This is a genomic window from Seohaeicola nanhaiensis, assembly GCF_042654245.1.
Lineage (GTDB): Bacteria > Pseudomonadota > Alphaproteobacteria > Rhodobacterales > Rhodobacteraceae > Seohaeicola_A > Seohaeicola_A nanhaiensis.
On record NZ_JBHSGI010000002.1, the window covers coordinates 401081 to 421877 of the forward strand.

Annotated in this window: 22 protein-coding genes; 7 read left to right on the forward strand and 15 right to left on the reverse strand. The window is 62.4% G+C overall.

What is annotated here, in order from left to right; all coding sequences use genetic code 11:
• Window positions 1–97: 97 nt before the first annotated feature.
• Window positions 98–1369 carry an RsmB/NOP family class I SAM-dependent RNA methyltransferase gene (locus tag ACFO5X_RS02145; protein ID WP_380715443.1) on the reverse strand — a complete coding sequence of 424 codons (1272 nt, stop codon included), beginning with the start codon at window positions 1367–1369 and terminating at the stop codon, window positions 98–100.
• Between the two features lie 66 nt (window positions 1370–1435).
• Here ACFO5X_RS02145 and ACFO5X_RS02150 point away from each other — a divergent pair, with 66 nt between their 5' ends.
• Window positions 1436–1618 carry a DUF1674 domain-containing protein gene (locus ACFO5X_RS02150; RefSeq protein WP_380715444.1) on the forward strand — a complete coding sequence of 61 codons (183 nt, stop codon included), beginning with the start codon at window positions 1436–1438 and terminating at the stop codon, window positions 1616–1618.
• 3 nt (window positions 1619–1621) lie between these two features.
• Here ACFO5X_RS02150 and ACFO5X_RS02155 read toward each other — a convergent pair whose 3' ends face one another.
• A complete protein-coding gene (locus tag ACFO5X_RS02155) occupies window positions 1622–1969 on the reverse strand; it encodes a dihydrodipicolinate reductase (protein WP_380715446.1) in 348 nt (115 codons plus the stop codon).
• Between the two features lie 72 nt (window positions 1970–2041).
• Entirely contained in the window at window positions 2042–2851 is an 810-nt protein-coding gene (gene dapB, locus ACFO5X_RS02160; protein WP_380715448.1) for a 4-hydroxy-tetrahydrodipicolinate reductase, read from the reverse strand.
• A gap of 86 nt (window positions 2852–2937) precedes the next feature.
• On the opposite strand from dapB, the gene rbfA reads away from it, so the two are divergent.
• Complete coding sequence (gene rbfA / locus ACFO5X_RS02165) at window positions 2938–3333, forward strand: 30S ribosome-binding factor RbfA (RefSeq protein ID WP_380715449.1); 396 nt, start codon at window positions 2938–2940, stop codon at window positions 3331–3333.
• An 11-nt stretch (window positions 3334–3344) separates the two neighbouring features.
• Window positions 3345–4067: a phosphodiester glycosidase family protein gene (locus ACFO5X_RS02170; RefSeq protein ID WP_380715451.1), complete on the forward strand. Its 723-nt coding sequence runs from the start codon at window positions 3345–3347 to the stop codon at window positions 4065–4067.
• Between the two features lie 23 nt (window positions 4068–4090).
• Here ACFO5X_RS02170 and ACFO5X_RS02175 read toward each other — a convergent pair whose 3' ends face one another.
• The 5 genes from ACFO5X_RS02175 to ACFO5X_RS02195 all read right to left on the reverse strand — a co-directional run bounded on the left by ACFO5X_RS02175 (window position 4091) and on the right by ACFO5X_RS02195 (window position 8994).
• A complete protein-coding gene (locus ACFO5X_RS02175; protein ID WP_380715453.1) occupies window positions 4091–4984 on the reverse strand; it encodes a TauD/TfdA dioxygenase family protein in 894 nt (297 codons plus the stop codon).
• A 177-nt stretch (window positions 4985–5161) separates the two neighbouring features.
• Window positions 5162–5407, reverse strand: a complete 246-nt coding sequence (locus ACFO5X_RS02180; protein ID WP_380715455.1) for a MoaD/ThiS family protein — start codon at window positions 5405–5407, stop codon at window positions 5162–5164.
• The gene (locus ACFO5X_RS02185; RefSeq protein WP_380715457.1) at window positions 5400–7652 is read right to left on the reverse strand and encodes a xanthine dehydrogenase family protein molybdopterin-binding subunit; all 2253 of its coding nucleotides are present in this window, start codon (window positions 7650–7652) and stop codon (window positions 5400–5402) included. Before ACFO5X_RS02185 ends, ACFO5X_RS02180 begins: the two co-directional genes overlap by 8 nt.
• Window positions 7652–8131, reverse strand: coding sequence for a (2Fe-2S)-binding protein (locus ACFO5X_RS02190; protein WP_380715459.1), 480 nt, complete (start codon window positions 8129–8131; stop codon window positions 7652–7654). The genes ACFO5X_RS02185 and ACFO5X_RS02190 overlap by 1 nt, the downstream gene beginning before the upstream one ends.
• Window positions 8128–8994, reverse strand: a complete 867-nt coding sequence (locus ACFO5X_RS02195; RefSeq protein WP_380715460.1) for an FAD binding domain-containing protein — start codon at window positions 8992–8994, stop codon at window positions 8128–8130. Before ACFO5X_RS02195 ends, ACFO5X_RS02190 begins: the two co-directional genes overlap by 4 nt.
• Before the next feature lie 536 nt (window positions 8995–9530).
• Between ACFO5X_RS02195 and araD the strand changes: the two genes are divergently transcribed.
• Entirely contained in the window at window positions 9531–11264 is a 1734-nt protein-coding gene (araD, locus tag ACFO5X_RS02200) for an L-arabinonate dehydratase (RefSeq protein ID WP_380715461.1), read from the forward strand.
• Window positions 11265–11402: 138 nt separating this feature from the next.
• Window positions 11403–12128 carry a ribonuclease activity regulator RraA gene (locus ACFO5X_RS02205; RefSeq protein WP_380715463.1) on the forward strand — a complete coding sequence of 242 codons (726 nt, stop codon included), beginning with the start codon at window positions 11403–11405 and terminating at the stop codon, window positions 12126–12128.
• A 33-nt stretch (window positions 12129–12161) separates the two neighbouring features.
• Here the strand turns inward: ACFO5X_RS02205 and ACFO5X_RS02210 are convergent, their stop codons facing one another.
• The 7 genes from ACFO5X_RS02210 to ACFO5X_RS02240 all read right to left on the reverse strand — a co-directional run bounded on the left by ACFO5X_RS02210 (window position 12162) and on the right by ACFO5X_RS02240 (window position 18950).
• Window positions 12162–12806 (reverse strand): thermonuclease family protein, encoded by a 645-nt coding sequence (locus ACFO5X_RS02210; protein WP_380715465.1) that lies wholly within the window; start codon window positions 12804–12806, stop codon window positions 12162–12164.
• 54 nt (window positions 12807–12860) lie between these two features.
• A complete protein-coding gene (betA, locus tag ACFO5X_RS02215; protein ID WP_380716361.1) occupies window positions 12861–14510 on the reverse strand; it encodes a choline dehydrogenase in 1650 nt (549 codons plus the stop codon).
• A complete protein-coding gene (locus ACFO5X_RS02220) occupies window positions 14510–15163 on the reverse strand; it encodes a glutathione S-transferase family protein (protein ID WP_380715467.1) in 654 nt (217 codons plus the stop codon). Before ACFO5X_RS02220 ends, betA begins: the two co-directional genes overlap by 1 nt.
• Before the next feature lie 78 nt (window positions 15164–15241).
• Window positions 15242–16750, reverse strand: a complete 1509-nt coding sequence (gene betC, locus ACFO5X_RS02225) for a choline-sulfatase (RefSeq protein ID WP_380715469.1) — start codon at window positions 16748–16750, stop codon at window positions 15242–15244.
• A complete protein-coding gene (gene betI, locus ACFO5X_RS02230; RefSeq protein WP_380715472.1) occupies window positions 16747–17319 on the reverse strand; it encodes a choline-binding transcriptional repressor BetI in 573 nt (190 codons plus the stop codon). The genes betC and betI overlap by 4 nt, the downstream gene beginning before the upstream one ends.
• An 84-nt stretch (window positions 17320–17403) precedes the next feature.
• The gene (locus ACFO5X_RS02235; RefSeq protein ID WP_380715475.1) at window positions 17404–18330 is read right to left on the reverse strand and encodes a DMT family transporter; all 927 of its coding nucleotides are present in this window, start codon (window positions 18328–18330) and stop codon (window positions 17404–17406) included.
• Between the two features lie 20 nt (window positions 18331–18350).
• Entirely contained in the window at window positions 18351–18950 is a 600-nt protein-coding gene (locus ACFO5X_RS02240) for a LysE/ArgO family amino acid transporter (protein WP_380715477.1), read from the reverse strand.
• Window positions 18951–19040: 90 nt separating this feature from the next.
• Between ACFO5X_RS02240 and ACFO5X_RS02245 the strand changes: the two genes are divergently transcribed.
• Both ACFO5X_RS02245 and ACFO5X_RS02250 read left to right on the forward strand, forming a co-directional pair.
• Window positions 19041–19928 carry a LysR family transcriptional regulator ArgP gene (locus ACFO5X_RS02245; protein ID WP_380715479.1) on the forward strand — a complete coding sequence of 296 codons (888 nt, stop codon included), beginning with the start codon at window positions 19041–19043 and terminating at the stop codon, window positions 19926–19928.
• Window positions 19929–19992: 64 nt separating this feature from the next.
• On the forward strand, window positions 19993–20772 hold the full coding sequence (locus tag ACFO5X_RS02250) for a short-chain dehydrogenase/reductase (protein ID WP_380715480.1): 780 nt from the start codon (window positions 19993–19995) through the stop codon (window positions 20770–20772).
• Window positions 20773–20797 lie beyond the last annotated feature (25 nt).

Sequence of the window (20797 nt, forward strand, 5' to 3'; positions counted from 1 at the left end):
TGCCTCTCACGCTCTCTGGCGTCTTGCGTGGAGCATAGTGGCAAAGTCTCGCCAAGTCACCGTTGTTTCGCCCGCCTGCAAAAGTGGGCGGCGGCGATCAGCCTGACTTGCGCAGGCAAGCGATGTAGAAGCCATCCATTCCCCCGCGTTCCGGCCAGTAGTCCGGACGCAGGCGCAGCCCACCCTCTTCCGTCAGCCATTGCGGGTGAATGCCTGGGCGGCCCAACGCAGTGCGGTCGGCACGCATGTCGGGATGGGCGGCCAGCGCCTGATCCACCTGGACCTCGCCCTCGTCGGGCAGCAGCGAGCACGTGCAGTAGACCAGCCGTCCACCGGGCCTCACCAACGTCCAGGCGTGAGCGAGAAGGCGGGCCTGAAGGTCGATCAGAGCGCCGATCTCGGCACCGTCGCGGGCATGGGGCAGATCGGGGTGGCGGCGTACCGTGCCAGTTGCGGAACATGGCGCGTCCAGCAGCACGGCGTCATAAAGCCCTGTATGATCGAGCGCGTCGCCGGTTATCACCTTTGCTTTCAGACCCGTTCGCAGGAGGTTCTGCTCGAGACGTTTCAGCCTTTGGGCGGAGAGATCGAGTGCGGTGACCTCCGCACCGGCAGCTGCCAGCTGCATCGTCTTGCCGCCGGGCGCGGCACAGAGATCCAGGACCTTTTCTCCTGGTTTTGGATCGAGAATGCGGGCCGGCATGGCGGCGGCGGCATCCTGCACCCACCACTCGCCAGACGCATATCCGGGCAGCGTGGTGATCTGACCGGGATTGGACAGACGCAGCGATCCGGTCGGCAATGGCTCAGCACCGGGAATAGCGACTGCAGCGCCCGGTTTAGGGGTGATGTCGAGCGGAGCGCCGGCGAAGTGCGCTGCCTCCATGGCGGAGATGGCAGAGGCGCCCCAAGCCTCGGTCAGCGGGTCGCGGAGCCAATCGGGAAGACGAGGCACACGCAGGGCATTCCACGCCTCGGGCCCCTGGGCTGCTATCTTGCGCAGGACCGCATTGACCAGCCCCTTGAACCCCGTAAACTTGCGGTCTTCACCGACGATGTTCACCATCGCATTGACGACCCCATGAGCCGCCTCGCCCGCACACAGCTCGACCGTGCCAACGCGAAGCGCGTTTTTGACCGTGAGCGGCGGCGGCTTGCGCAGGTATTTCGCCAGCATCCTGTCGGCCCGTTCCAGACCGCGCAGAGTGTCCAGCGCCAGACGGTTCGCGCGGGCACGCTCGGCCGGTTCGAGAGGATCAAGTATGCCTGCGACCAGCAGGTCAGACATCAGACGATGTTCGCCGAGAATCTGGTCGAGGAGTCGGATCGCGCTGACCCGCGCGTCGGAAGTGGTCTTGCTGTCGCTCACCTTGCTGGCACCTTGCCCCTCTGGAAGAGCGGCCTATAACAGGGCCAGATACGCAAAGGAAGCTTTATGAGCGATGACAACCGCCCTGCCCTGCCCCCTGCCGCCCAGCGCGCGCTGGCCGAGGCCGCCGAACGTCGCAAGGCCGCCGATGCAGCGCCGAAACCCCCGAAGGAACTTGGTGGTCGTGACGGACTCGATCCGGTGCGCTATGGCGATTGGGAGAAGAAGGGCATAGCGATCGACTTCTGAACTTCAGTCGTTCAGCCTGAACTCGGCCGACGGCCCCGTGCCGCGGTCCGATGTAAAACGTATCCGCTTGCCGTTTACCTGCACTTCCTGGCAGTTGTGGCCAAGGTCGTCGCCACCCCAGAACAGGTCCCGGCAAAAATATCCGTCCTCCCAAGTCCAGCTGCCGGTCACCTCCCAACGCGCGCCCGTACCACTGATAGAGCCCGCAGGCGAAACCTGAAGCCGGATCAGGGGCCGTGTCAGCGTCTTGCCGGCGACCAGCGCGCGGAACTGCTGGGCGTCGGCCACCTTGGCAAATTCGGCCTGTACAGGGCCGGCACAGAGTATCATCAGCGAAATAGGTTTGAGCATCGCATCGGTCCATTGTGTGGGACCGATACGATGGACCCGACCGATTGGATCACGCGGCGTGCAATAGTCGCCTCAGAGTCCCAAAACGTCAGCCATGCTGTAGAGACCTGGCGCCCGACCCTGCCCCCAGATCGCCGCCTTGAGCGCCCCGCGCGCGAAGACCGAACGGTCGGTCGCGATGTGGCGCAGAATGATCCGTTCGCCGGGGGCAAGGAACATCACATCATGTTCGCCGACGATGTCGCCGCCGCGGATCGCGCTGAAGCCGATGTGGCCCTTCTGGCGTGCGCCGGTGATGCCGTCGCGGCCGCGGTCGGCCACGTCCCTCAGAGCCACACCCCGGCCCGCCGCTGCCGCCTCGCCGAACATCAGCGCCGTGCCAGAGGGAGCATCGACCTTATGGTGGTGATGCGCTTCGACGATTTCGACGTCGTAATCCTCGTCCAGCGCCTCGGCGATCTTGCGGGTGAGCTGGGCCAGCAGGTTCACCCCCAGGCTCATGTTCCCCGCGCGGACGATGACCGCATGACGCGCGGCGGGTTCCAGGGCCGCAATCTGTTCATCGGTCATGCCTGTGGTTCCGATCACATGCACTGCGCGCGCCTGTGCTGCGAGCGCAGCAAACTCCAGGGTAGCTTCGGGTGCCGTGAAGTCGAGCACGCCTTGCGCTTTGGCGAAGGCATCGACCGCTTCGTCGGTGACCGTCACGCCCAGTGCCGCCCCGCCCATGGCGGTGCCCACATCCTGGCCGATCCAGGGATGCCCTTTCCGTTCGACCGCCCCAACCAGGCGCACCTTGTCATTTTCGCTGACCATCCTGATCAGCATCTGCCCCATACGCCCCGAGGCGCCAGTGACAACGAGTCCGGGGTGATGGGTCATCTACGTCTCCATTTATCGCCGATGATGCCGGATAGCGCTTTGCGCGCTTCTTGGCAAAGGGGCTGCGAAAGCGTAGATGGTCAGGCATGTCACGCAACAGAACATATGAAGGCGGTGGTCCGTCGCAGCGCCAGCTCAGGGTCGGCGAATTGATCCGGCGCGCCTTGTCGGAGGTGCTGGCGCGCGGCGATGTCCATGATCCCGACCTGAACCGCATGTCCATCACCGTCGGCGAGGTCCGCACCTCACCCGATCTGAAGATCGCCACAGCCTATGTGCTTCCTTTGGGTGGCAAGGGCCAAGAGGACGTTCTCAAGCTGTTATCGCGCAACAAGGCCGAGCTGCGCCGCGTAGTGGCGAGCAAACTGGCGCTGAAGTTCGCGCCTGACCTGCGCTTTCAGTTGGACGAGACCTTCGACCGGCTGGACGACACGCGCCGCATGTTCGAGCAGGACGCGGTACGCCGCGACATCGAGGATTGATACGGGCGCTGATGGCGCTGATCTTCACGGCGCTTGCCACCCAAGTGGAGGCGGGCTGCCGCGATATCGAATATCGCAAAGCGGCCTATGCGATCTGCGAAGTCGATTTGGCCGAAGCCGATCTGCGCCTGTTCCTGAATGATGCCGAAGGACGCCCGCTGGGCCAGTTCAGCGCCGTCGACAAAGTCCTGGCTGCCGAGGGGCGCGCGCTGGCCTTTGCCATGAACGCCGGCATGTATCACTCTGATCGTTCGCCTGTTGGGCTCTATATCGAGAACGGGCGCGAGGTCACGTCCATCGTCACCCGCGCCGGACCGGGCAATTTCGGCATGGTGCCCAATGGCCTGTTCTGCATTTCCGAAGGCCGCGCCGATGTGATCGAGACACAGGCCTTCCTGCGCCGCAAGCCAGCCTGTAGATATGCGACCCAGTCAGGCCCGATGCTGGTGGTCGACGGCGTGCTGCACCCCCGGTTCCTGAAGGACAGCACCTCGCGCTATGTTCGCAACGGGGTTGGCACTACTGCAGACGGCAAGCGCGCCGTCTTCGTCATATCGCGGCAGGCGGTGACGTTCCACGAGTTCGGCAGCCTGTTCAGGGATCACCTGAACCTGCCCAATGCCCTTTATTTCGACGGCAGTGTTTCGCGGCTTTATGCGCCGGAACTGAACCGCAACGACCTGGGCTTTTCGCTGGGTCCGATGGTCGGGCTTGTGGTGCCCGACACGCATTAGACTGGCCCGGAGGTCCGCCGAGTTTACTGCTCCACGACCGAAATTGGCCGGAGCGCATCCAGACCGTCGGACGCTGTTGCGCTCACACAGATGCTGGACAGCGTACGCGCCTTCTCATAGGTCCAGGGTGTGCCCCGGTGAAGGACTGCGCGCTGGTCCCAGATCAGCACGTCACCGACCTGCCACTTGTGAGAATAGACAAACGCTGGCCGGGTACAGAAGCCGATCAATTCGTCAATCAGTTGCTGGCTTTGGGCCTGGTCGTAACCGTCGACCTTGAAGGAATGGCTGGCGAGATACAGAGCCTCGCGCCCGTTGACCGGATTGGTCCAGTTAGCCTTCCAGTGCTGGTCGGGCCATTTGTTGAACATCGCCTGTTCGGCAAGTTCTGGCGAGATTTTACCGCGCGAATGGCGGTAGGCGTGCCACACGCCACGCCCACGAACGCGCGCCTTGAGCGCTTCGGGCATCTCGGCCCAGCCGACGCGGGTGCTGGCCAGTTCGGTGTGGCCACCCGTCTCGGTCACGACCCGGGCAACCAGCAGATTGGTGAGGGCGGGCGCCGGCATGAAGGTACTGTCGCAATGCCACAGGAAATTCGCTTTCAGATGGAGCGTGTGGTGGTCCATCTCAGCCGTGGTCGAACCATCATCGCGCACGTTCGAGACCTTGGGGATTTCGAAAGTCTCACCCGGCTTGCGCTCGTCCGCCTTTCGGTCTTCGATGGGGCCGAAGAGTTGCGCCAGATGCATGTGCTGGGCATCGGTGAGTTCCTGCCCGCGAAACAACAGTGCTGAGTGCTCTTCGAATAAAGCCCGGATGTCGGGATAGAGATGGGTGGTGGTGACTTCGGAGAGGGCTATGCCATCGACGGAGACGCCGAAATGGGGGGTCAGCGGGGTGGTGCGGAGCGTCATGAATCTGGTCCCGTTCAAGGGTTGCAATTCTGGCCGCAACAAAGCCTGCCTGCCCGTGATCGCCCCCGACAGGGCGGTTTCGCTGCACGGGCTCAAGGCGGCGGCGAGACCAACCGTAGGTCGATCTGCGCCGGCTGAAAAGCTCCTCCTAGGTCATGGATGAACAGCGAAGGCCGTTCAGCCGCCTTTCAGGCGCTGCATTAGAAAGACTTCGCTGTCGGGCTTGATCGGAGCATTGTGCTGTGCGGTGATGACCTCGCCATCGACAGCGACCGTCACACCATCTTCCAGGAAAGGTTCCAGCCCCGGATGCGCCCGTTTCAGCGCATCCAGCATTTCACCGATGGTCGATGCCTCGACAGAGACCACCTGCTCGCCGCCAGTGAATCGGCGCAGGCCGGACCAGAGGTTGACCTCAACCATCCTTTGCCGCCTTCAGCGCCGCAAGAACCTTTGGCGGCGTCATTGGCAGGTGGCGCAGCCGGGTGCCGGTGGCGGCCGCGATCGCATTGGCGATGGCCGGCAGTGGCGGAGTGATCCCGGTTTCGCCCACCCCGCGAACGCCATAGGGGTGGCCCGGGTTCGGAACCTCCACGATCACCGTATCGATCATCGGCAGATCAGACGCGACCGGAACGCGATAGTCGAGGAAGATCGGGTTCTGCAGACGTCCGTCCTTGCCGTAGATGTACTCCTCGTTCAGGGCCCATCCAATGCCCTGTGCAGCACCGCCCTGATACTGCCCCTCGACATAGGACGGGTGGATTGCCCGGCCTGCATCCTGAACCACAAGATAGCGCAGGATGGTGGTACGTCCGGTTTCCGGATCAACCTCGACGTCCACCACATGGGTGCCGAAACTGGCGCCGACGCCCCCCATTGTCACCTCGTGATGTCCCGAAATAGGACCGCCGGTCGATCCCATCCTGGCCGCAATCTCCTTGATCGACATCGGCTCGAACTCGCCCGCATTGGAGCCCGAGGGTTTGGCATGGCCATCCTCCCAGATCACCGCATCGGGATCGATTCCCCATTTGTCGGCCGCGCGCTTGCACATCTCCTTGATGGTCTGACCGGCCGCCTCGTGCACCGCCTTGCCGTTGGCAAAAGTCGCTCGGCTGCCGTGGGTCGGCTCATTGACGCCCAAGGCACCGGTTTCAACGACGTTCACGCGCACGTCTTCGTAGGGGATACCGTAGGTCTCGGCCGTCATCAATCCGACCGAAGCCCGCAGCCCACCGATATCAGGCGTGCCGATCGAGACCTGGACGGTGCCGTCCTCTGACAGCGCGACAGACACCGACGTCTCGCCGCCGTGGTTGAACCAGAAGCCCGATGCAACTCCCCGGCCCTGGTTGGGACCGAGCTTAACCTGATAGTTCGGGTGCGCCTTGGCTGCCTCCAGCGTTTCGGTCAGGCCGATCACCCCGTATTTCGGGCCAAAGCTCGACTTGGTCCCTTCGCGTGCGCCGTTCTTCAGGCGCACGTCGATGGGATCGAGCTTCAGTTCGCGGCACATCTCGTCGACAAGGCTTTCCACCGCAAAGGCCGCCATCGGCGAGCCCGGCGCGCGATAGGCCGCGGCCTTGGGACGGTTCGCCAGCACCTCGTAGCCTTCGTGGTGGATAGCCGGAATGTCATAGCAGGCAAAAGCACAGCTCAGCGCCTCGCCCACCGGAGACATTCCGACGAATGCGCCGCCCTGCATCCGGAACACTGCCTTGGCGGCGGTCATCGTGCCATCTTTCTTCATGCCGATCTTGACGTCCATCGACGCCGAGGCAGTCGGTCCGGTGGCGCGCAGGACTTCGGACCTGCTCATCACCAGCTTGACCGGGCGGCCACCCGCTTTGCGGCTGAGCGCCAGCGCGATCGGTTCGGAGAAGATGGTCGTCTTGCCCCCAAATCCCCCGCCGATTTCCGAAGGCGTGACCCGCAGTTGTGCAGCGTCAAGTCCCAGCACGGCGGCACTCATCTTGCGGATATACCATTGGCCCTGGGTGCAAACCCACATGTCGCCTTTGCCATCGGAGCCAAGCTGTCCGACGCAGGCGTGCGGTTCGATGTATCCCTGGTGGGTGGCCTCGGTGAGATAGGTCTTTTCCATCACCAGATCGGCAGCCTCGAACCCGGCCTCGAGATCGCCGTGACCAAAGTCCAACTGCCGCACCACGTTCGGCGGCGACCCTTCCGGCACGGAATGATCGGCTGCGCCTTCCTTGACGACCGGAGCGTCCGGACGGATGGCATCATCGACGTCAATCACGTGAGGGAGAACCTCGTATTCCACCTCGATCAAACGGGCAGCGTCATGGGCCAGAAGCTGCGACGTCGCCGCGACGGCGGCAACCGCGTGCCCGTCATAAAGCGCGATGTCACCGGCCAGCGTGTTGTCCTGCAGATTGAGATCTTCGCCGGTCAGCCCGGTTGGCAGATCCGCGCGCGTGACGACCGCCTTGACGCCTTCGAGGGCAAGCGCCTTTGAGGCGTCGATCTTGACGATCCGGGCATGAGCGTGGGGGGAGCGCACCACCGAGGCCCAGAGCATGTTCGGCACAGAAAAGTCAGCACCATAGCGAGCGCGACCGGTAACCTTGTCCAGGCCGTCAGGGCGATTGGGGCGGGTGCCGATCAGCTTGAATTCGGCCTTCAGTTCATCCTTGGGCATCAGGCTGTCTCCCTCATTTCGGCAGCGGCGGCCTGCACCGCGCGGACAATCTTGTCATAGCCGGTACAGCGGCAAAGATTCCCGGCCAACCAATAGCGGATCTCGGTCTCGGAGGGGTCGGGATTGGTTTCCAGGAGGTTCTTGGCCGCAACCAGGATACCGGGCGTACAAATCCCGCATTGCAGTGCGGCATGTTCAATGAACTGGCGCTGCAAAGGATGCAGGCCATCGCTGCTGGCCATGCCCTCGATAGTCTCTACCTTCTTGCCCTGCGCCTCCACGCCCAGAACGAGGCACGAACAGACCAGCGTGCCGTCCAGGATAACCGAACAGGCGCCACAGTCGCCGGTGCCGCAGCCTTCCTTGGCTCCGGTCAGGTCAAGCTGATTGCGCAGGCAGTCGAGCAGGGTTTCGCGCGGATCGCAGAGGAACTCGGTCGCATCGCCGTTGACGGTTGTGGTGACGTGAATCTTGCTCATGCACTGGCTCCCTTGGCTCGGTCATAGGCGATGCGGGCGGCGCGTCTGGCAAGAACCCCGGCCACCTCGGTGCGAAATTCGATGGTGCCTCGCTTGTCGTCGATCGGCTTGCAGGCGGCGCTGGCGGCGGCGGCAAGCTTGTCCAGCGCTGTCTCGTCCAGTGTCGTACCCTCTATGGCCTTGGCCGCGTCAGGTACCAAGATCACAGTCGGCGCCACTGCCCCAAGCGACACTCTTGCAGTGGAAATCGTGTCTCCGTCGAGCACGATGTTCACCGCGCATCCGACCACCGCAATGTCCATCTCGGTGCGAGGAATGAAACGCAGATAGGCGTCGCCACCATTCTTGCCGCGAGGCGGCAGCGTGATGGCCGAGATCAGCTCACCGGCCTTCAGCGAAGTCTTGAACGGGGCTGTCGGGATCTCCTCGACCGCAACCTCGCGTGTGCCGTCCGGACCCATCACGGTCACGGTTGCGCCAGCGGCGACAAGACCTGGCACCCCATCCGCAGCGGGCGAGCCGTTGCAGAGGTTGCCCGTAAGAGTAGCGCGACCCTGAACCTGGGTTGAACCGACCAGTTCCATGCCCTCGACGACACCCGGCCAGTCCGCGACCAATTCTGTGTGACGGCCCAGTTCGATCCCCGAAACCGCGATCCCGATACGCCAGCCTCCGTCTGACGTACGTTCGATCTCGCGCACGCCCGGAATGTGTTTCACATCGATCAGATCGTCCGGACGCACAGTCCCCGAACGTAGTTGGACCAGCACGTCGGTGCCCCCGGCGAGAAAACGTGTCACTCCCTCGGCCGCGGCAGAGACTCGCGCTGCATCGGCGAATGTGGTTGGCGTATGATAGCGCATGGAACCTCCTTGCCTGGCGCCCGAGCCATTCGAACCGGGCGGCCGTTGCCCCTGATCAAGCAACGCCCGTCCGGCGGGTGCAAGCAAAAGGACGGCAAAAAGCGCAATAATCTGACAGACGGCAATGTTAAGCCGATCCGCAACCGCCGCGCAGCTACCAATTTCCGGCTCATTGCAACCCTGGCGACGCGAAGCGATGGAGTGACTACATCCCAGAGCGCGTCGGACATCCGGCGACTCACATGACCACGAATCGTTTGAAATGTCGCTGCGAACCCGGGAGCGCGACGCTCTGGTCGGAGACGCCGACCTCAATAGTCGGGAACTTTCGTCTACAGCTCTACCTCAGATTGGAGCAACGTGAGGCAAAGGGAGATTTAAGCTCCGCGTTGACCGATGTAATATAGTAATATATCAGTTTTTTTGTTTAAGTCTGGCACCGCCCTCTTCGCCCCTTCCATCCCTTTCAGGTGCGCTGGGTTTCGCCGGCGATGCCTGCGCGCATTGCTCAACCGATCCATGGGGAGGACAAGGGAATGGCTCGAAAGACACCGGACGACCTGCGATCGGCGCGATGGTTTGCACCCGACGATTTGCGCAGCATGGGACATCGCTCGCGCGCCATGCAGATGGGGTGGAGCGGCGAGGACTGGGATGGAAAACCCGTCATCGCAATCATCAATACCTGGTCGGACCTGTCCCCGTGCCACCACCATCTGCGCGACCGCGCGGAATGGGTCAAACGCGGGATTCTGCAGGCCGGCGGCACACCGGTCGAGATGCCCGTTCATTCCTTCTCGGAGCAATTCCTGAAACCGACTTCGATGCTCTATCGCAACATGGGCGCGCTGGAGGTGGAGGAAACCCTGCGCGCCCATCCTATCGACGGGGCGGTCCTGATGGGCGGTTGCGACAAGTCGACCCCTGCCCTGGTAATGGGAGCACTCAGCGCCGGATTGCCTTTCGTCTTCTTGCCCGCCGGCGCGATGCTTCGTGGCAATTACGCGGGAGAAAAGCTGGGATCCGGCACCGACGTCTGGAAATACTGGGACGAACGCCGCGCCGGCACCATCGGCAAGGAAGAATGGGATGGTGTGCAAGGTGGCATTGCGCGCAGCTACGGCACCTGCATGACGATGGGCACGGCATCGACGATGATGTCGATTGCCGAAGGGTTCGGCCTGACCCTGCCGGGCGCATCAGCGATCCCGGCGCCGGACGCCTCCCACAAACGGATGGCCGCAGCCTGCGGCCGCCGCGCCGTTGAAATGGTCTGGGAAGATCTGACACCCGACAAGATCGTGACCTGGGCGGCGACACGCAATGCTGTCACGGTGGCTATGGCGACCGGCTGTTCGACGAATGCGATCATCCACCTGATTGCCATGGCCCGACGGGCCGGCATCCCGCTGACCCTGGATCACCTCGATTCCATCGGTCGCACGACCCCGGTCCTGGCGAACATACGGCCCTCGGGGAAAGAGTATCTTATGGAAGACTTCTTTTACGCGGGCGGTCTGCCGGCGTTGATGAAAGAACTCGGCGACAGGCTGGATCTGACTGCAAGGACGGTTTCCGGAAAGACCCTGGGAGAAGACATCTCGGGAGCGGTAAATTACAATTCCGACGTGATCCGGTCGCTTTCGAATCCGGTCTATCACGAAGGATCGCTTGCGGTTCTGAAAGGCAATCTCGCCCCAGATGGCGCCGTGATCAAGCCGGCCGCGATGGACCCCAAGTTCCAGACACACCGCGGCCCAGCCATTGTGGCCGACAGCTACGCCGAGATGAAGGCGATCATCAACGACGAGTCCTATCCGATGACGCCGGACCACGTTCTGGTCCTGCGCAATGCCGGCCCGCTCGGTGGGCCGGGCATGCCCGAATGGGGCATGATTCCGATGCCCAAGGCTCTGCTGAAACACGGTATTCGCGACATGGTTCGATTGTCCGACGCGCGGATGTCCGGCACGTCTTATGGCGCCTGCATCCTGCATGTCGCGCCAGAAGCGTACATCGGGGGTCCGCTGGCGTTGATCGAGACCGGAGATATGATCGAACTGGATGTGCCGAACCGTATTCTTAATGTGGCCGTGTCAGAGGCAGACCTGGCAGAGCGGCGCGCCCGCTGGACCGCGCCTGCCCCCCGCTATGAACGTGGATATGGCCAGATGTTCATTCAGCACGTCGAACAGGCCGACAAGGGCTGCGATTTCGACTTCCTGAGAACCGATTTCGGTGCACCGGTGCCGGAACCGGAGATCAACTGATGTTGCAAGGCGCGCGTTGACAGTGGAGGACCGCGGCGTGCCATGGCCGCTTTCGCCCCGTCGGTTGATCGGAATTTACCAGAAATGCCAGACCCATTCCCTTGAAGGGAGTGAGGTGAAAACCCTGACGAGGACGTAATGACGGATTACCCGCTGAAACTGGAGACCAAGGCGCGACTGAACCACGTGTCAGTTGCCACTCTGTCCACCGCCCTGTTCAAGCGCGGTTTGCGGCACCAGGTCATACAGGATGTCCGCCCGGTTGGCGCCAAGGGCCGCAACATGGTCGGCCCCGCTTTCACGCTTCGATATATCCCGGCTCGCGAAGATCGTAACACCCTGGCAGTGTTCCGTAACCCCGAACACCCGCAGCGTCATGCCATCGAAACCTGTCCGCCGGGCAGCGTGATGGTGATCGACAGCCGTCGAGACCCGCGCGTCGCCTCGGCGGGCGACATTCTGGTCAGCCGGCTGATGGTCAGAGGTGTAGCTGGGATCGTGACAGACGGTGGGTTCCGGGATGCAATGAACATCGCCAGGCTCGAGATGCCCGCGTATCACAGCCGCGCTTCCAGTCCGACCAACCTGACCAACAACGAGGCCATCGATATCAATGTACCGATAGGTTGTGGCGATGTGGCCGTTTTCCCCGGGGACATCTTGGTGGGCGACGACGATTCGGTGATCGTTATCCCGGCGGAACTGGCCGATGAGGTCGCTGAAGAAGCGACCGAGATGACGGCCTACGAGGATTTTGCCCTGGAACAGGTAATGCGTGGTGCGAGCATCATCGGCCTTTATCCGGCTACAAAGGAAGAAAACCTCGCAAGGTTCGCAGAGTGGCGCCGAGCCAACGGCCGGTAGCGGTCCGACCTCGCGTCCGAAGCGACGTGGTGGTTATCGCCGGGCGCGACGCCAGCCGGCGGCCCGGGCTTCAGCCTCGCTGCAGAACCAGCGCTCGCCCGTATCAGTGGAGATGCGCGTGCGGCCGTAATGCTCTTGTCCGGGAAGATGGTAGATCCGCTCGCCCCCGACAGAGATATTGCCTTTGATCACACAACTGCCAGAGGCTGGCCGGATCGGGCCGGCACGAAATTCGGACGGCTGCTGAAACGCTCCGGCGTGGATCCCGACGCCTCTGAGGTGCGCGACCTTTTCGTCCAGATCGTAGTCGAATGCATAGCGGCGGTAGGCCAGAGCCCATCCCTCCCGCACAAGATCACGAGCAACATCCTGTCCTTCGACGAAGCATCGCGCGACGATTCGGTTATATCGATCCGTATCGAGCCTCTCGCAGATTGCCCGTCGACCCTGATACCGCGCGCGGGTCTGTTCCGTGGCCCAGTCGCCACAAGTCCACATCCGGCCCTGCAGATCGGTGCAAGTCTGGCCGAGTTCCGGTGCATCGATACCAAACAACCGGACCCTTGCACCACCGACGTCCCATGTATCCGCATCGACGACGTCGATCCGACCGTGCACATCGGCCCATGTGATGGATGGCAGAATGACGACGAACAGAGCGAGGCAAATCCTTAACATCCGGTTGACCTACGGCCGGGCCGTTAACGGTTCAATCGGACAGTCCGCGAAAGGTTAACGCTGTGATGTTTCCCACGCAGGGTTCAGCCAAGGCTCGTCGTTTGCAGGCGGCAACGGCGTCCGCCCCAGCAGGTGATCAGAAATTTTTTCTCCGACCATGATCGAGGGCGCGTTGAGGTTGCCGTTGGTGATCCGCGGGAAGATCGAACTGTCCGCTACAGTCAGGCCCTCGACCCCGATCACTCGGCCTTGGCTGTCGACCACCGCGTTCTTGTCGTTGCGGCGGCCCATGCGGCAGGTGCCGCAGGGATGGTAAGCGCTTTCGGCATGCTCGGCGATGAAGGCATCGATCTCGCCATCTGACTGAATGGTGGCGCCGGGCTGAATCTCGGCCTTAACGAAAGGAGCAAAGGCGGGCTGCGCGAAAATTTCGCGCGTAAGCCGCACACAGGCGCGGAAGTCCCGCCAGTCACTGTCCTTCGACATGTAGTTGAAACGGATTATTGGCGCGTCGGCGGGGTCGGCAGAGCGCAGCGTGACCCCCCCCCGGCTTTCAGACCTCATAGGGCCGACATGCGCCTGGAAACCGTGCCCCTCGGCGGCGGCCCGGCCATCATATCTGACGGCAATCGGAAGAAAGTGGAACTGAATGTCAGGATATCGAACACCAGCCCTCGATCGGATGAAACCCGCGCTTTCGAACTGGTTCGAAGCGCCGAGCCCGGTCTTGGTCATCAGCCACTGCGCACCGATCAGAGCCTTGGATACGACGTTCCAATGCTTGTAGAGTGTGATCGGCTGACTGGACGCCATCTGAATGTAGACCTCCAGATGGTCCTGCAGATTGGCGCCGACGCCAGGACGGTCGGCAATAACGTTGAGACCCAGCGCGCGCAGGTGCTGCGCGGGTCCAATGCCAGACAGCATGAGCAACTTGGGGGAATTGATCGAGGAGGCGGCAAGGACGACCTGGCGCCGGGCCCGGATAGGCGGACGGTCCCTAAGGATGACACCGGTGGCTCGGCCGTCCACGATCTCGACCCGTTCGACAAAGCCCTTGACCAGCGCACAGTTGGGTCGCTTCAGGGCGGGACGAAGATAGGCATTGGCGGCCGACCAGCGGCGCCCCTTCCAGATCGTCCGATCCATTGGCCCAAAGCCTTCCTGTTGGTGCCCATTGTAGTCGGCGGTCACCGGATAACCGGCCTGACGCCCCGCTTCGACGAAGGCATCGAACAACGGGTTCCACCTGGCGCCACGGGTGACATGCAAAGGGCCCTCTGTGCCGCGCCAGTCCGGATCCCCTCCCAAGCCGCCATCGTCCCACGATTCCATCCGCCTGAAATAGGGCAGCACGTCGGCATAACTCCAGCCGTCCGCGCCCATCTCGGCCCAGTGGTCGTAGTCCAGCGCGTGGCCGCGAACATAGACCATACCGTTGATCGAAGATGACCCGCCGATGACCTTGCCGCGCGGCACCGCGAGGCGGCGATTGTTCAGATGCGACTCGGGCTCGCTGGTATAGCCCCAGTCGTAGAGCGACATGTTCATCGGATAGCTCAGCGCGGCCGGCATCTGGATAAACGGTCCCGCATCGCTGCCGCCGTGCTCGACTACGATGACCGAGGCGCCGCTTTCGGACAGACGCCATGCCATGGCACAGCCTGCTGAACCGGCGCCGACGATGACGAAATCCGCCTCCATCATCCGGCCTCCGGATCGGCGAGAACACTGTAGTCCACCATGACGTGTTCCCGATAGGCGGGACGGTCGGTGAGCCGCTGGTACCAGGCCTCGACGTGCGGGAAGCGCAGGCGCGGCACGTCGATGGAGAACCAGCGGTAGAGAATGTGGCCTGCTATGATATCGGCCATCGTGAGATCAGAACCCAGAAGGAACGGCTGGCCGGGAGCAAGCAGATCATCGACACGGGCGAGGTGGACCTGAAAATCGGAGATGGCTTGGTCGAGCGCAGACTGGTTTCGCTTTGCGGCGGCAGTCCGGACGCGCGGCCAGAAGATCGGCACGGTGAAGCGCGCACAGAGCTCGGTCTTGGCCCATTCGGCCCACATATCCACGCGCGCGCGCGACTTCGGATCAGTCGGCCAGAATGCGCCGCCATCACCGTATTGGGAGGCGAGATAGCGGAGAATGGCGCAGCTTTCGAAAACGGCCAGATCGCCATCCCGGATCACCGGCACGCGCGCGTGTGGCGACAGAGCGCGGAACTCGGACGTGTCGAGCCCGCCAAAGCTGTGCCCGTAGTCCAGTCGGTTACAGGGCAAGCCCATCTCGGCGATGCCCCACATGACGGCCTGGACATTGGATGAGGTTGCGCGGCCATAAACTGTGATCATGGCTTCAAGCCTCTGCGGTCGGTTCGGGAATAGTCTGCCACGGCGGTCGGACATTGGGTGCACAACACAACCATCCACTCACTCTCCCCTCGGGAAACGCTTGCTCTCTTCCAACACGTTCAGGTCCATGTGATTGCGCATATAGCGTTCCGAAGCCGCCCGTAGCGGCTGGAAATCCCATGGGTAGTAGCCGCCCTGGCGCAGAGCCTCGTAAACGACCCAGCGGCGCGCCTGGCTCGCGCGGACGTCGGCGTCGTAGCGGGCGAGGTCCCAACGGGCTTCGGACGTTGCGCGAAGGCGCGCCAGCGTTTCCGAGTGCGACGGATCGGTGGCAAGGTTGGTCAACTCGTGCGGATCCGCTTCAAGATCGAACAGCTGGTCGGGGTCAAGGGAACAACGATTGTATTTCCATCGGCCCTGCCGAAGGCAGACCAACGGCGCGTCGGACCCTTCGGCGGCGTATTCCACAAGAACGGGCGAGGTGCGTTGCGCTCCGTTAGCCAGAGGAATCAGGCTCTCGCCATCGGTCCAGGGAGCGACCTCTGTCATGTCGATCCCTGCGAGATCGCAGAGCGTGGGGGTAACATCCATCGTCGAGACCGGAGTATCGATGCGCCCGGTGGGCATTCCCGCAGCCGCGATCATCATAGGCACCCGCGCCGAGCCTTCGTAGAAGCTCATCTTGAACCAGAGGCCACGCTCTCCCAGCATATCGCCATGATCGGAGACGAAGACGACAATCGCCTCTTGCCGGGTGTCTTCAATTACCTGCAGCAGTTCGCCGATCTTGTCGTCGAGATAGGAGATATTGGCGAAATATGCCCGTCGCGAGTGGGCAATATCTGTTTCGGTTATGTCGAAACTCCGCCAGTCGCAGGCGTCGAAAAGACGGCGCGCGTGGGGATCGTGCTCTTCGTAAGCCATTGCAGGAACCTCGGGCGCGAGATGCGAGCAATCTTCGTAGAGATCCCAGTATTTGCGACGCGCGACGTAGGGGTCGTGCGGATGTGTGAAACTGACCGTCATGCACCACGGACGAGTGTCGCCGCCGCGCGCCAGATCGTAGAGCTTCATCTTCGCGAAATGGGCCACCTCGTCGTCGTATTCGAGCTGGTTGGTGATTTCGGCGACCCCTGCCCCGGTGACCGAACCCATATTGTGATACCACCAGTCGATACGTTCGCCGGGCTTTCGATAATCCGGCGTCCAGCCGAAATCGGCGGGATAGATGTCCGTGGTCAGTCGCTCCTCGAAACCATGAAGCTGGTCGGGCCCGACGAAATGCATCTTCCCCGAAAGACAGGTCGCATAACCCGCCCGCCGCAGGTGATGGGCAAAGGTTGGAATGTCCGAGCGGAATTCGGCAGCATTGTCATAGACACCCGTTCGAGAGGGGAGCTGTCCGGACATGAACGAGGCGCGTCCGGGCGCGCAGAGCGGAGATCCGGTATAGGTATTGGCAAACCGCGTAGAGCGCGCCGCCAGGGCCTTGAGGTTCGGCGCGTGCAGCCAGGCGGCCGGCCCGTCAGGGAACAGCGTCCCGTTCAGCTGATCGACCATGACGATGAGAATGTTGGGCCGCGTCATTTGCGTCCTCCTGTCAGATTGGCAAGCACGTCAAGCGCATGGACGGTGGCACGTTCGGGTATTTCGGGTTCGTGCAGGGCCGCGCGAATGTAGAGGCCGTCGATCAAAGCCGCTAGCGTGGCGGCGAGTTCGACTGGGCGGTCGGTGCGGCCCCTAAGTGCGTGTGTCAGGTTCGCGCGAATGCGGTTCTGGTAGATGCGCCAAAGCCGAAGCGCATCTGGATGGGTCTGTGCCATGACATAGAAGGTCATCCACGCCGAAATCACATCGGGCGTGAAACACGAAGGTGCAAAGCACGCACGCACGATAGCCTCGGCACGGCGTCCTTCGGTCGCGCGGGCCAGGCCAGCGCGCACCTCCTCTCCGAAATCTGACAGGATGCGGCGCATGGCAGCGACGAAGATCTGTTCCTTGCCACCGAAGTAGTGATGCGCCAAGGCGCTCGACATGCCGGCACGACGGGCAATCTGGCTGACCGTGACATCCAGCGATCCGGCTGCTCCCACCTCGGCGATGGTGGCCTTGACCAAGGCCTCGCGGCGGATCGGTTCCATTCCGACTTTGGGCATAGCGGATCGCACTCCGGCAGGGATACCGGAAGAGGCTAGAAACTGTTTATTGACTCGTCAATCAATAAACGCCGGTATCCGCCGTCAGACCTCGGGAGCCGGAGCAGGCGGCGTCACTGCGCGGCGATTGAGGACGGCTTCGCGCCAGCTGATGAATGTGACCGACGCCAGGATCAGACCGCCCCCAGCCAAAACGTAAGGATCGAGCGCTTCGTGGAAGACGAACACGCCGAGAAGCGTCGCCCAGACCAGTTGCAGGAACGTGACAGGTTGTGTGACGGTCACCGGAGCGGCGGCAAAGGCGAGGGTCATCGCGTAGTGACCGGTTGTGGCACAGAAGGCTACGGCCACGAGTATCGCAACCTCCGCCGGTGTCGGCGTCACCCAAACGGCAATCGCGAAAGGCGCCAGCGCAACGGTGACCCAAAGTGAGAGCATTCCCACGACGAGAGCGGGGTTCGCTTTGTCCACCACAACCTTTGCCAGAACGTAGGAGCCACCGAAAACAACCGCCGCCAGCATCATCGCCCAATGCCCGGTCCCGATCTCGCGAAATCCCGGTCGCAGAATGATCGCGGCGCCGACAAGCGCCAGAATGATGGCCATGATGCGCCGGATCGCGAGGCGCTCACCCAGAAACAGGGCTGCGCCGATGGTGACGTAAACCGGAGAGAGGTAGTTGATCGCCGTCACGTCTGCGAGGGAAATCTGGGTCATGGCATAGAACCACAGCATCACACCGAAGGCATGGAACACGCCACGGCCTATGAACTGAATCCAGAGCACCCGGTCGATACGGACGCTCAGCATGCTGCGAAACAGCGGGATCAGGAAGAAGAAGCCGAAGAGATAGCGCAGGAAGGCAGATTCGGCCGCCGGGATCCGATCACCCAGATATTTTACCAGCGCGTTGACGCCCACAAAGCAAATGCCGGCGAAGAGCATCCAAAGAATACCCGTAACAGGGCGCGCAGGAACGGGTTGGGTCATGATAGCGTCTTGAACACCCATTGGCGCAGAGTGGCAACCCTTCACATGACAACAAGTCCTGCAGCGATGGCGAACATGGTCAAACCGATTGCGAGATCGAAAATGCGCCACGCCGCGGGATAGGCGAACACGGGCGCGAGAAGACGCGCGCCGTAGCCGAGCGAAAAGAAGAACGCAAAGCTGGCGGCAACCGCGCCGCACCCGAAAAGCGCCGGATACTCCGCTTGAGACGAGATAGAACCGACAAGGACGAGCGTGTCCAGATAGACGTGCGGATTGAGCCAGGTGAAGGCGAGAACCGTCAGTATCGTCGAAGAAAGTCCTCTCCCGGCAGTGTCCGATACAGCCAGCGCCGAGGTGTTGCTCCAGGCGCGGCGCAGACTGAGCAGCCCGTAAACTGTCAGGAAAGCGGCACCGCCCCAGCGCATCGTTTCGGCGATCCACGTAACCGAGCCTGCAGCAATTCCGAAACCCGCAACTCCGACAGCAATCAGGATGGCATCGGACAGCGCGCAGGAGAAGCAGACAGCAAAAACGTGCTGCCGCAGCAGACCTTGCCGCAGGACAAAAGCGTTCTGAGCTCCGATGGCGAGGATCAGGCTCAAACCCAGCAGGAAGCCGGAAAGCGTGGAATAGAACATCAGGTCTTCCAATATCGAGGCGCAGGTTTGACTAACGCCTTGGCGGGGCCTACTCAAATTAAAGCAAGTAAAGCCAAATAAGAATCGCTAATGCAGTTCGACCCCGATCATCTCAATGCACTGGCTCATATCCTTCGGCGGGGCAGTTTCGAGCTGGCCGCCGAAGAGCTCTCGGTAACTCCCTCGGCCATATCCCAGCGCATACGGGCCCTCGAGGACCGGGTCGGAGCCGTTTTGATCAACAGGGGAACGCCTTGTTCGGCCACCCCGACAGGCGCGCGGATCGCAAAGCACGCCGAAGACATCGGCCTGCTGGAAGCGCAGCTGGCTCGTGATCTTGGACTGCACGGCCGGCCACGTCCGACTGTATTGCGCATCGCCGTAAACGCCGACAGCCTGTCAACATGGTTCCTGCCGGCGCTCGCGCAAGTGGACGGTGTCCTGTTCGACCTGGTGATCGACGATGAGGGGCACAGCGCTGATTGGCTGAAGCGCGGCGATGTCAGTGCAGCGGTCACGGCGCTGCCCAAGCCAGCCGCGGGCTGCAACGCGTATCCTCTTGGAGCATTGCGATATTTCGCAACGGCTTCGCCTGGCTTCATGGCGCGCTGGTTCGCCGGCGGCGTGACCCGAGAAACGGCGGCACGGGCGCCTTGCCAGACGTACAGCTCAAAAGACTCGCTTCAGCGTGCCTGGCTGGATCAGCACCTGGGCGCCGGCCTTCACCCGCCGGCCCACGTGGTGCCATCGACGCAGGCGTTCATCGACGCGGCGCGGCTGGGGCTTGGCTGGGGTATGAACCCCGAGGCTCTCCTTGGACCGGCGCTCCATGACGGATCGCTCGCTACGCTGCTGGAGGCGGCGCCGCTGGACGTGGAATTGAACTGGCAGGTCAGCCGCATCATGGCCACGCCTCTCGCACCGCTGACGCAGGCTGTGCGACGCGCGGCGGCGACTGGGCTACGACCTGCTGCATGAGCGGACTGGCCTGTCCCTCCCGACAGAGGGAAGGATGCCGACACAGTGAGGAGAGGAAGCGGATATGGACCTACAACTTAAAGACCGGCACGTGTTGATCACCGGGGCGTCAAAGGGCATCGGGCTGGAGATCGCCAAATCCTTCGCGCGCGAAGGCGCGCGGCTGACGCTGGTCGCCCGGCGGGCCGAGATGCTGGAGCAAAACGCAGATGCAATCGCGCGGGCCAGTGGCGTGACAGTGGGTTGGGTGGCCGCCGATCTGTCGCAGGACAGCGAGCGCGAACGCCTCTTCGCAGAACGGCCTGACATCGACATCCTCGTCAACAACGCCGGGGCTATCAAAGGCGGAACCCTGGAAGCATCGAGCATGGAGGATTGGCGCAGCGGGTTCGACCTGAAGGTCTGGGGCTATATACATCTGTGCAAGCTTTACGTGCCGGCCATGCGCGCGCGACGCTCCGGAACGGTGATCAACATCATCGGATTGGGTGGGAGGGCTGTAAGGCCGAGCTATATCATCGGCGCCGCCGGAAACGCCGCCCTGATCGGATTTACTTCGGCTCTCGGCGCAGCAACGCCACAGGACAACGTCCGCATTTTCGGGATCAATCCCACAGTGACCAAGACGGATCGGATGATCGACCAACTTAAGACACGGGCAGAGCACACCTTTGGCGACGCCGCGCGGTGGGAGGAACTTGTCGATCCAGCCACCTATCCGTTCGGGCGGCCAACTGAAGCGACCGAGATTGCCGACCTCGCAGTGATGCTGGCATCGCCCAAGGTCCACTATCTGTCAGGCACCGTGATTGACATCGACGGCGGCGCGCGCTGGGGAAAGTAAGGCACAGGCCTATCCAGAATGCGGC

What these genes read in the sequence shown, in the direction of transcription:
- ACFO5X_RS02180 (WP_380715455.1), bottom strand. Translation starts at nt 5,407, where the DNA reads ATGGTTGAGGTCAACCTCTGGTCCGGCCTGCGCCGATTCACTGGCGGC.
- ACFO5X_RS02205 (WP_380715463.1), top strand. Translation starts at nt 11,403, where the DNA reads ATGACGGATTACCCGCTGAAACTGGAGACCAAGGCGCGACTGAACCAC.
- ACFO5X_RS02155 (WP_380715446.1), bottom strand. Translation starts at nt 1,969, where the DNA reads ATGCTCAAACCTATTTCGCTGATGATACTCTGTGCCGGCCCTGTACAG.
- rbfA (WP_380715449.1), top strand. Translation starts at nt 2,938, where the DNA reads ATGTCACGCAACAGAACATATGAAGGCGGTGGTCCGTCGCAGCGCCAG.
- ACFO5X_RS02170 (WP_380715451.1), top strand. Translation starts at nt 3,345, where the DNA reads ATGGCGCTGATCTTCACGGCGCTTGCCACCCAAGTGGAGGCGGGCTGC.
- ACFO5X_RS02235 (WP_380715475.1), bottom strand. Translation starts at nt 18,330, where the DNA reads ATGGGTGTTCAAGACGCTATCATGACCCAACCCGTTCCTGCGCGCCCT.
- dapB (WP_380715448.1), bottom strand. Translation starts at nt 2,851, where the DNA reads ATGACCCATCACCCCGGACTCGTTGTCACTGGCGCCTCGGGGCGTATG.
- betA (WP_380716361.1), bottom strand. Translation starts at nt 14,510, where the DNA reads ATGGAGGCGGATTTCGTCATCGTCGGCGCCGGTTCAGCAGGCTGTGCC.
- ACFO5X_RS02190 (WP_380715459.1), bottom strand. Translation starts at nt 8,131, where the DNA reads ATGAGCAAGATTCACGTCACCACAACCGTCAACGGCGATGCGACCGAG.
- ACFO5X_RS02185 (WP_380715457.1), bottom strand. Translation starts at nt 7,652, where the DNA reads ATGCCCAAGGATGAACTGAAGGCCGAATTCAAGCTGATCGGCACCCGC.
- betC (WP_380715469.1), bottom strand. Translation starts at nt 16,750, where the DNA reads ATGACGCGGCCCAACATTCTCATCGTCATGGTCGATCAGCTGAACGGG.
- betI (WP_380715472.1), bottom strand. Translation starts at nt 17,319, where the DNA reads ATGCCCAAAGTCGGAATGGAACCGATCCGCCGCGAGGCCTTGGTCAAG.
- ACFO5X_RS02175 (WP_380715453.1), bottom strand. Translation starts at nt 4,984, where the DNA reads ATGACGCTCCGCACCACCCCGCTGACCCCCCATTTCGGCGTCTCCGTC.
- ACFO5X_RS02150 (WP_380715444.1), top strand. Translation starts at nt 1,436, where the DNA reads ATGAGCGATGACAACCGCCCTGCCCTGCCCCCTGCCGCCCAGCGCGCG.
- ACFO5X_RS02195 (WP_380715460.1), bottom strand. Translation starts at nt 8,994, where the DNA reads ATGCGCTATCATACGCCAACCACATTCGCCGATGCAGCGCGAGTCTCT.
- ACFO5X_RS02250 (WP_380715480.1), top strand. Translation starts at nt 19,993, where the DNA reads ATGGACCTACAACTTAAAGACCGGCACGTGTTGATCACCGGGGCGTCA.
- ACFO5X_RS02240 (WP_380715477.1), bottom strand. Translation starts at nt 18,950, where the DNA reads ATGTTCTATTCCACGCTTTCCGGCTTCCTGCTGGGTTTGAGCCTGATC.
- ACFO5X_RS02210 (WP_380715465.1), bottom strand. Translation starts at nt 12,806, where the DNA reads ATGTTAAGGATTTGCCTCGCTCTGTTCGTCGTCATTCTGCCATCCATC.
- ACFO5X_RS02245 (WP_380715479.1), top strand. Translation starts at nt 19,041, where the DNA reads ATGCAGTTCGACCCCGATCATCTCAATGCACTGGCTCATATCCTTCGG.
- ACFO5X_RS02220 (WP_380715467.1), bottom strand. Translation starts at nt 15,163, where the DNA reads ATGATCACAGTTTATGGCCGCGCAACCTCATCCAATGTCCAGGCCGTC.
- araD (WP_380715461.1), top strand. Translation starts at nt 9,531, where the DNA reads ATGGCTCGAAAGACACCGGACGACCTGCGATCGGCGCGATGGTTTGCA.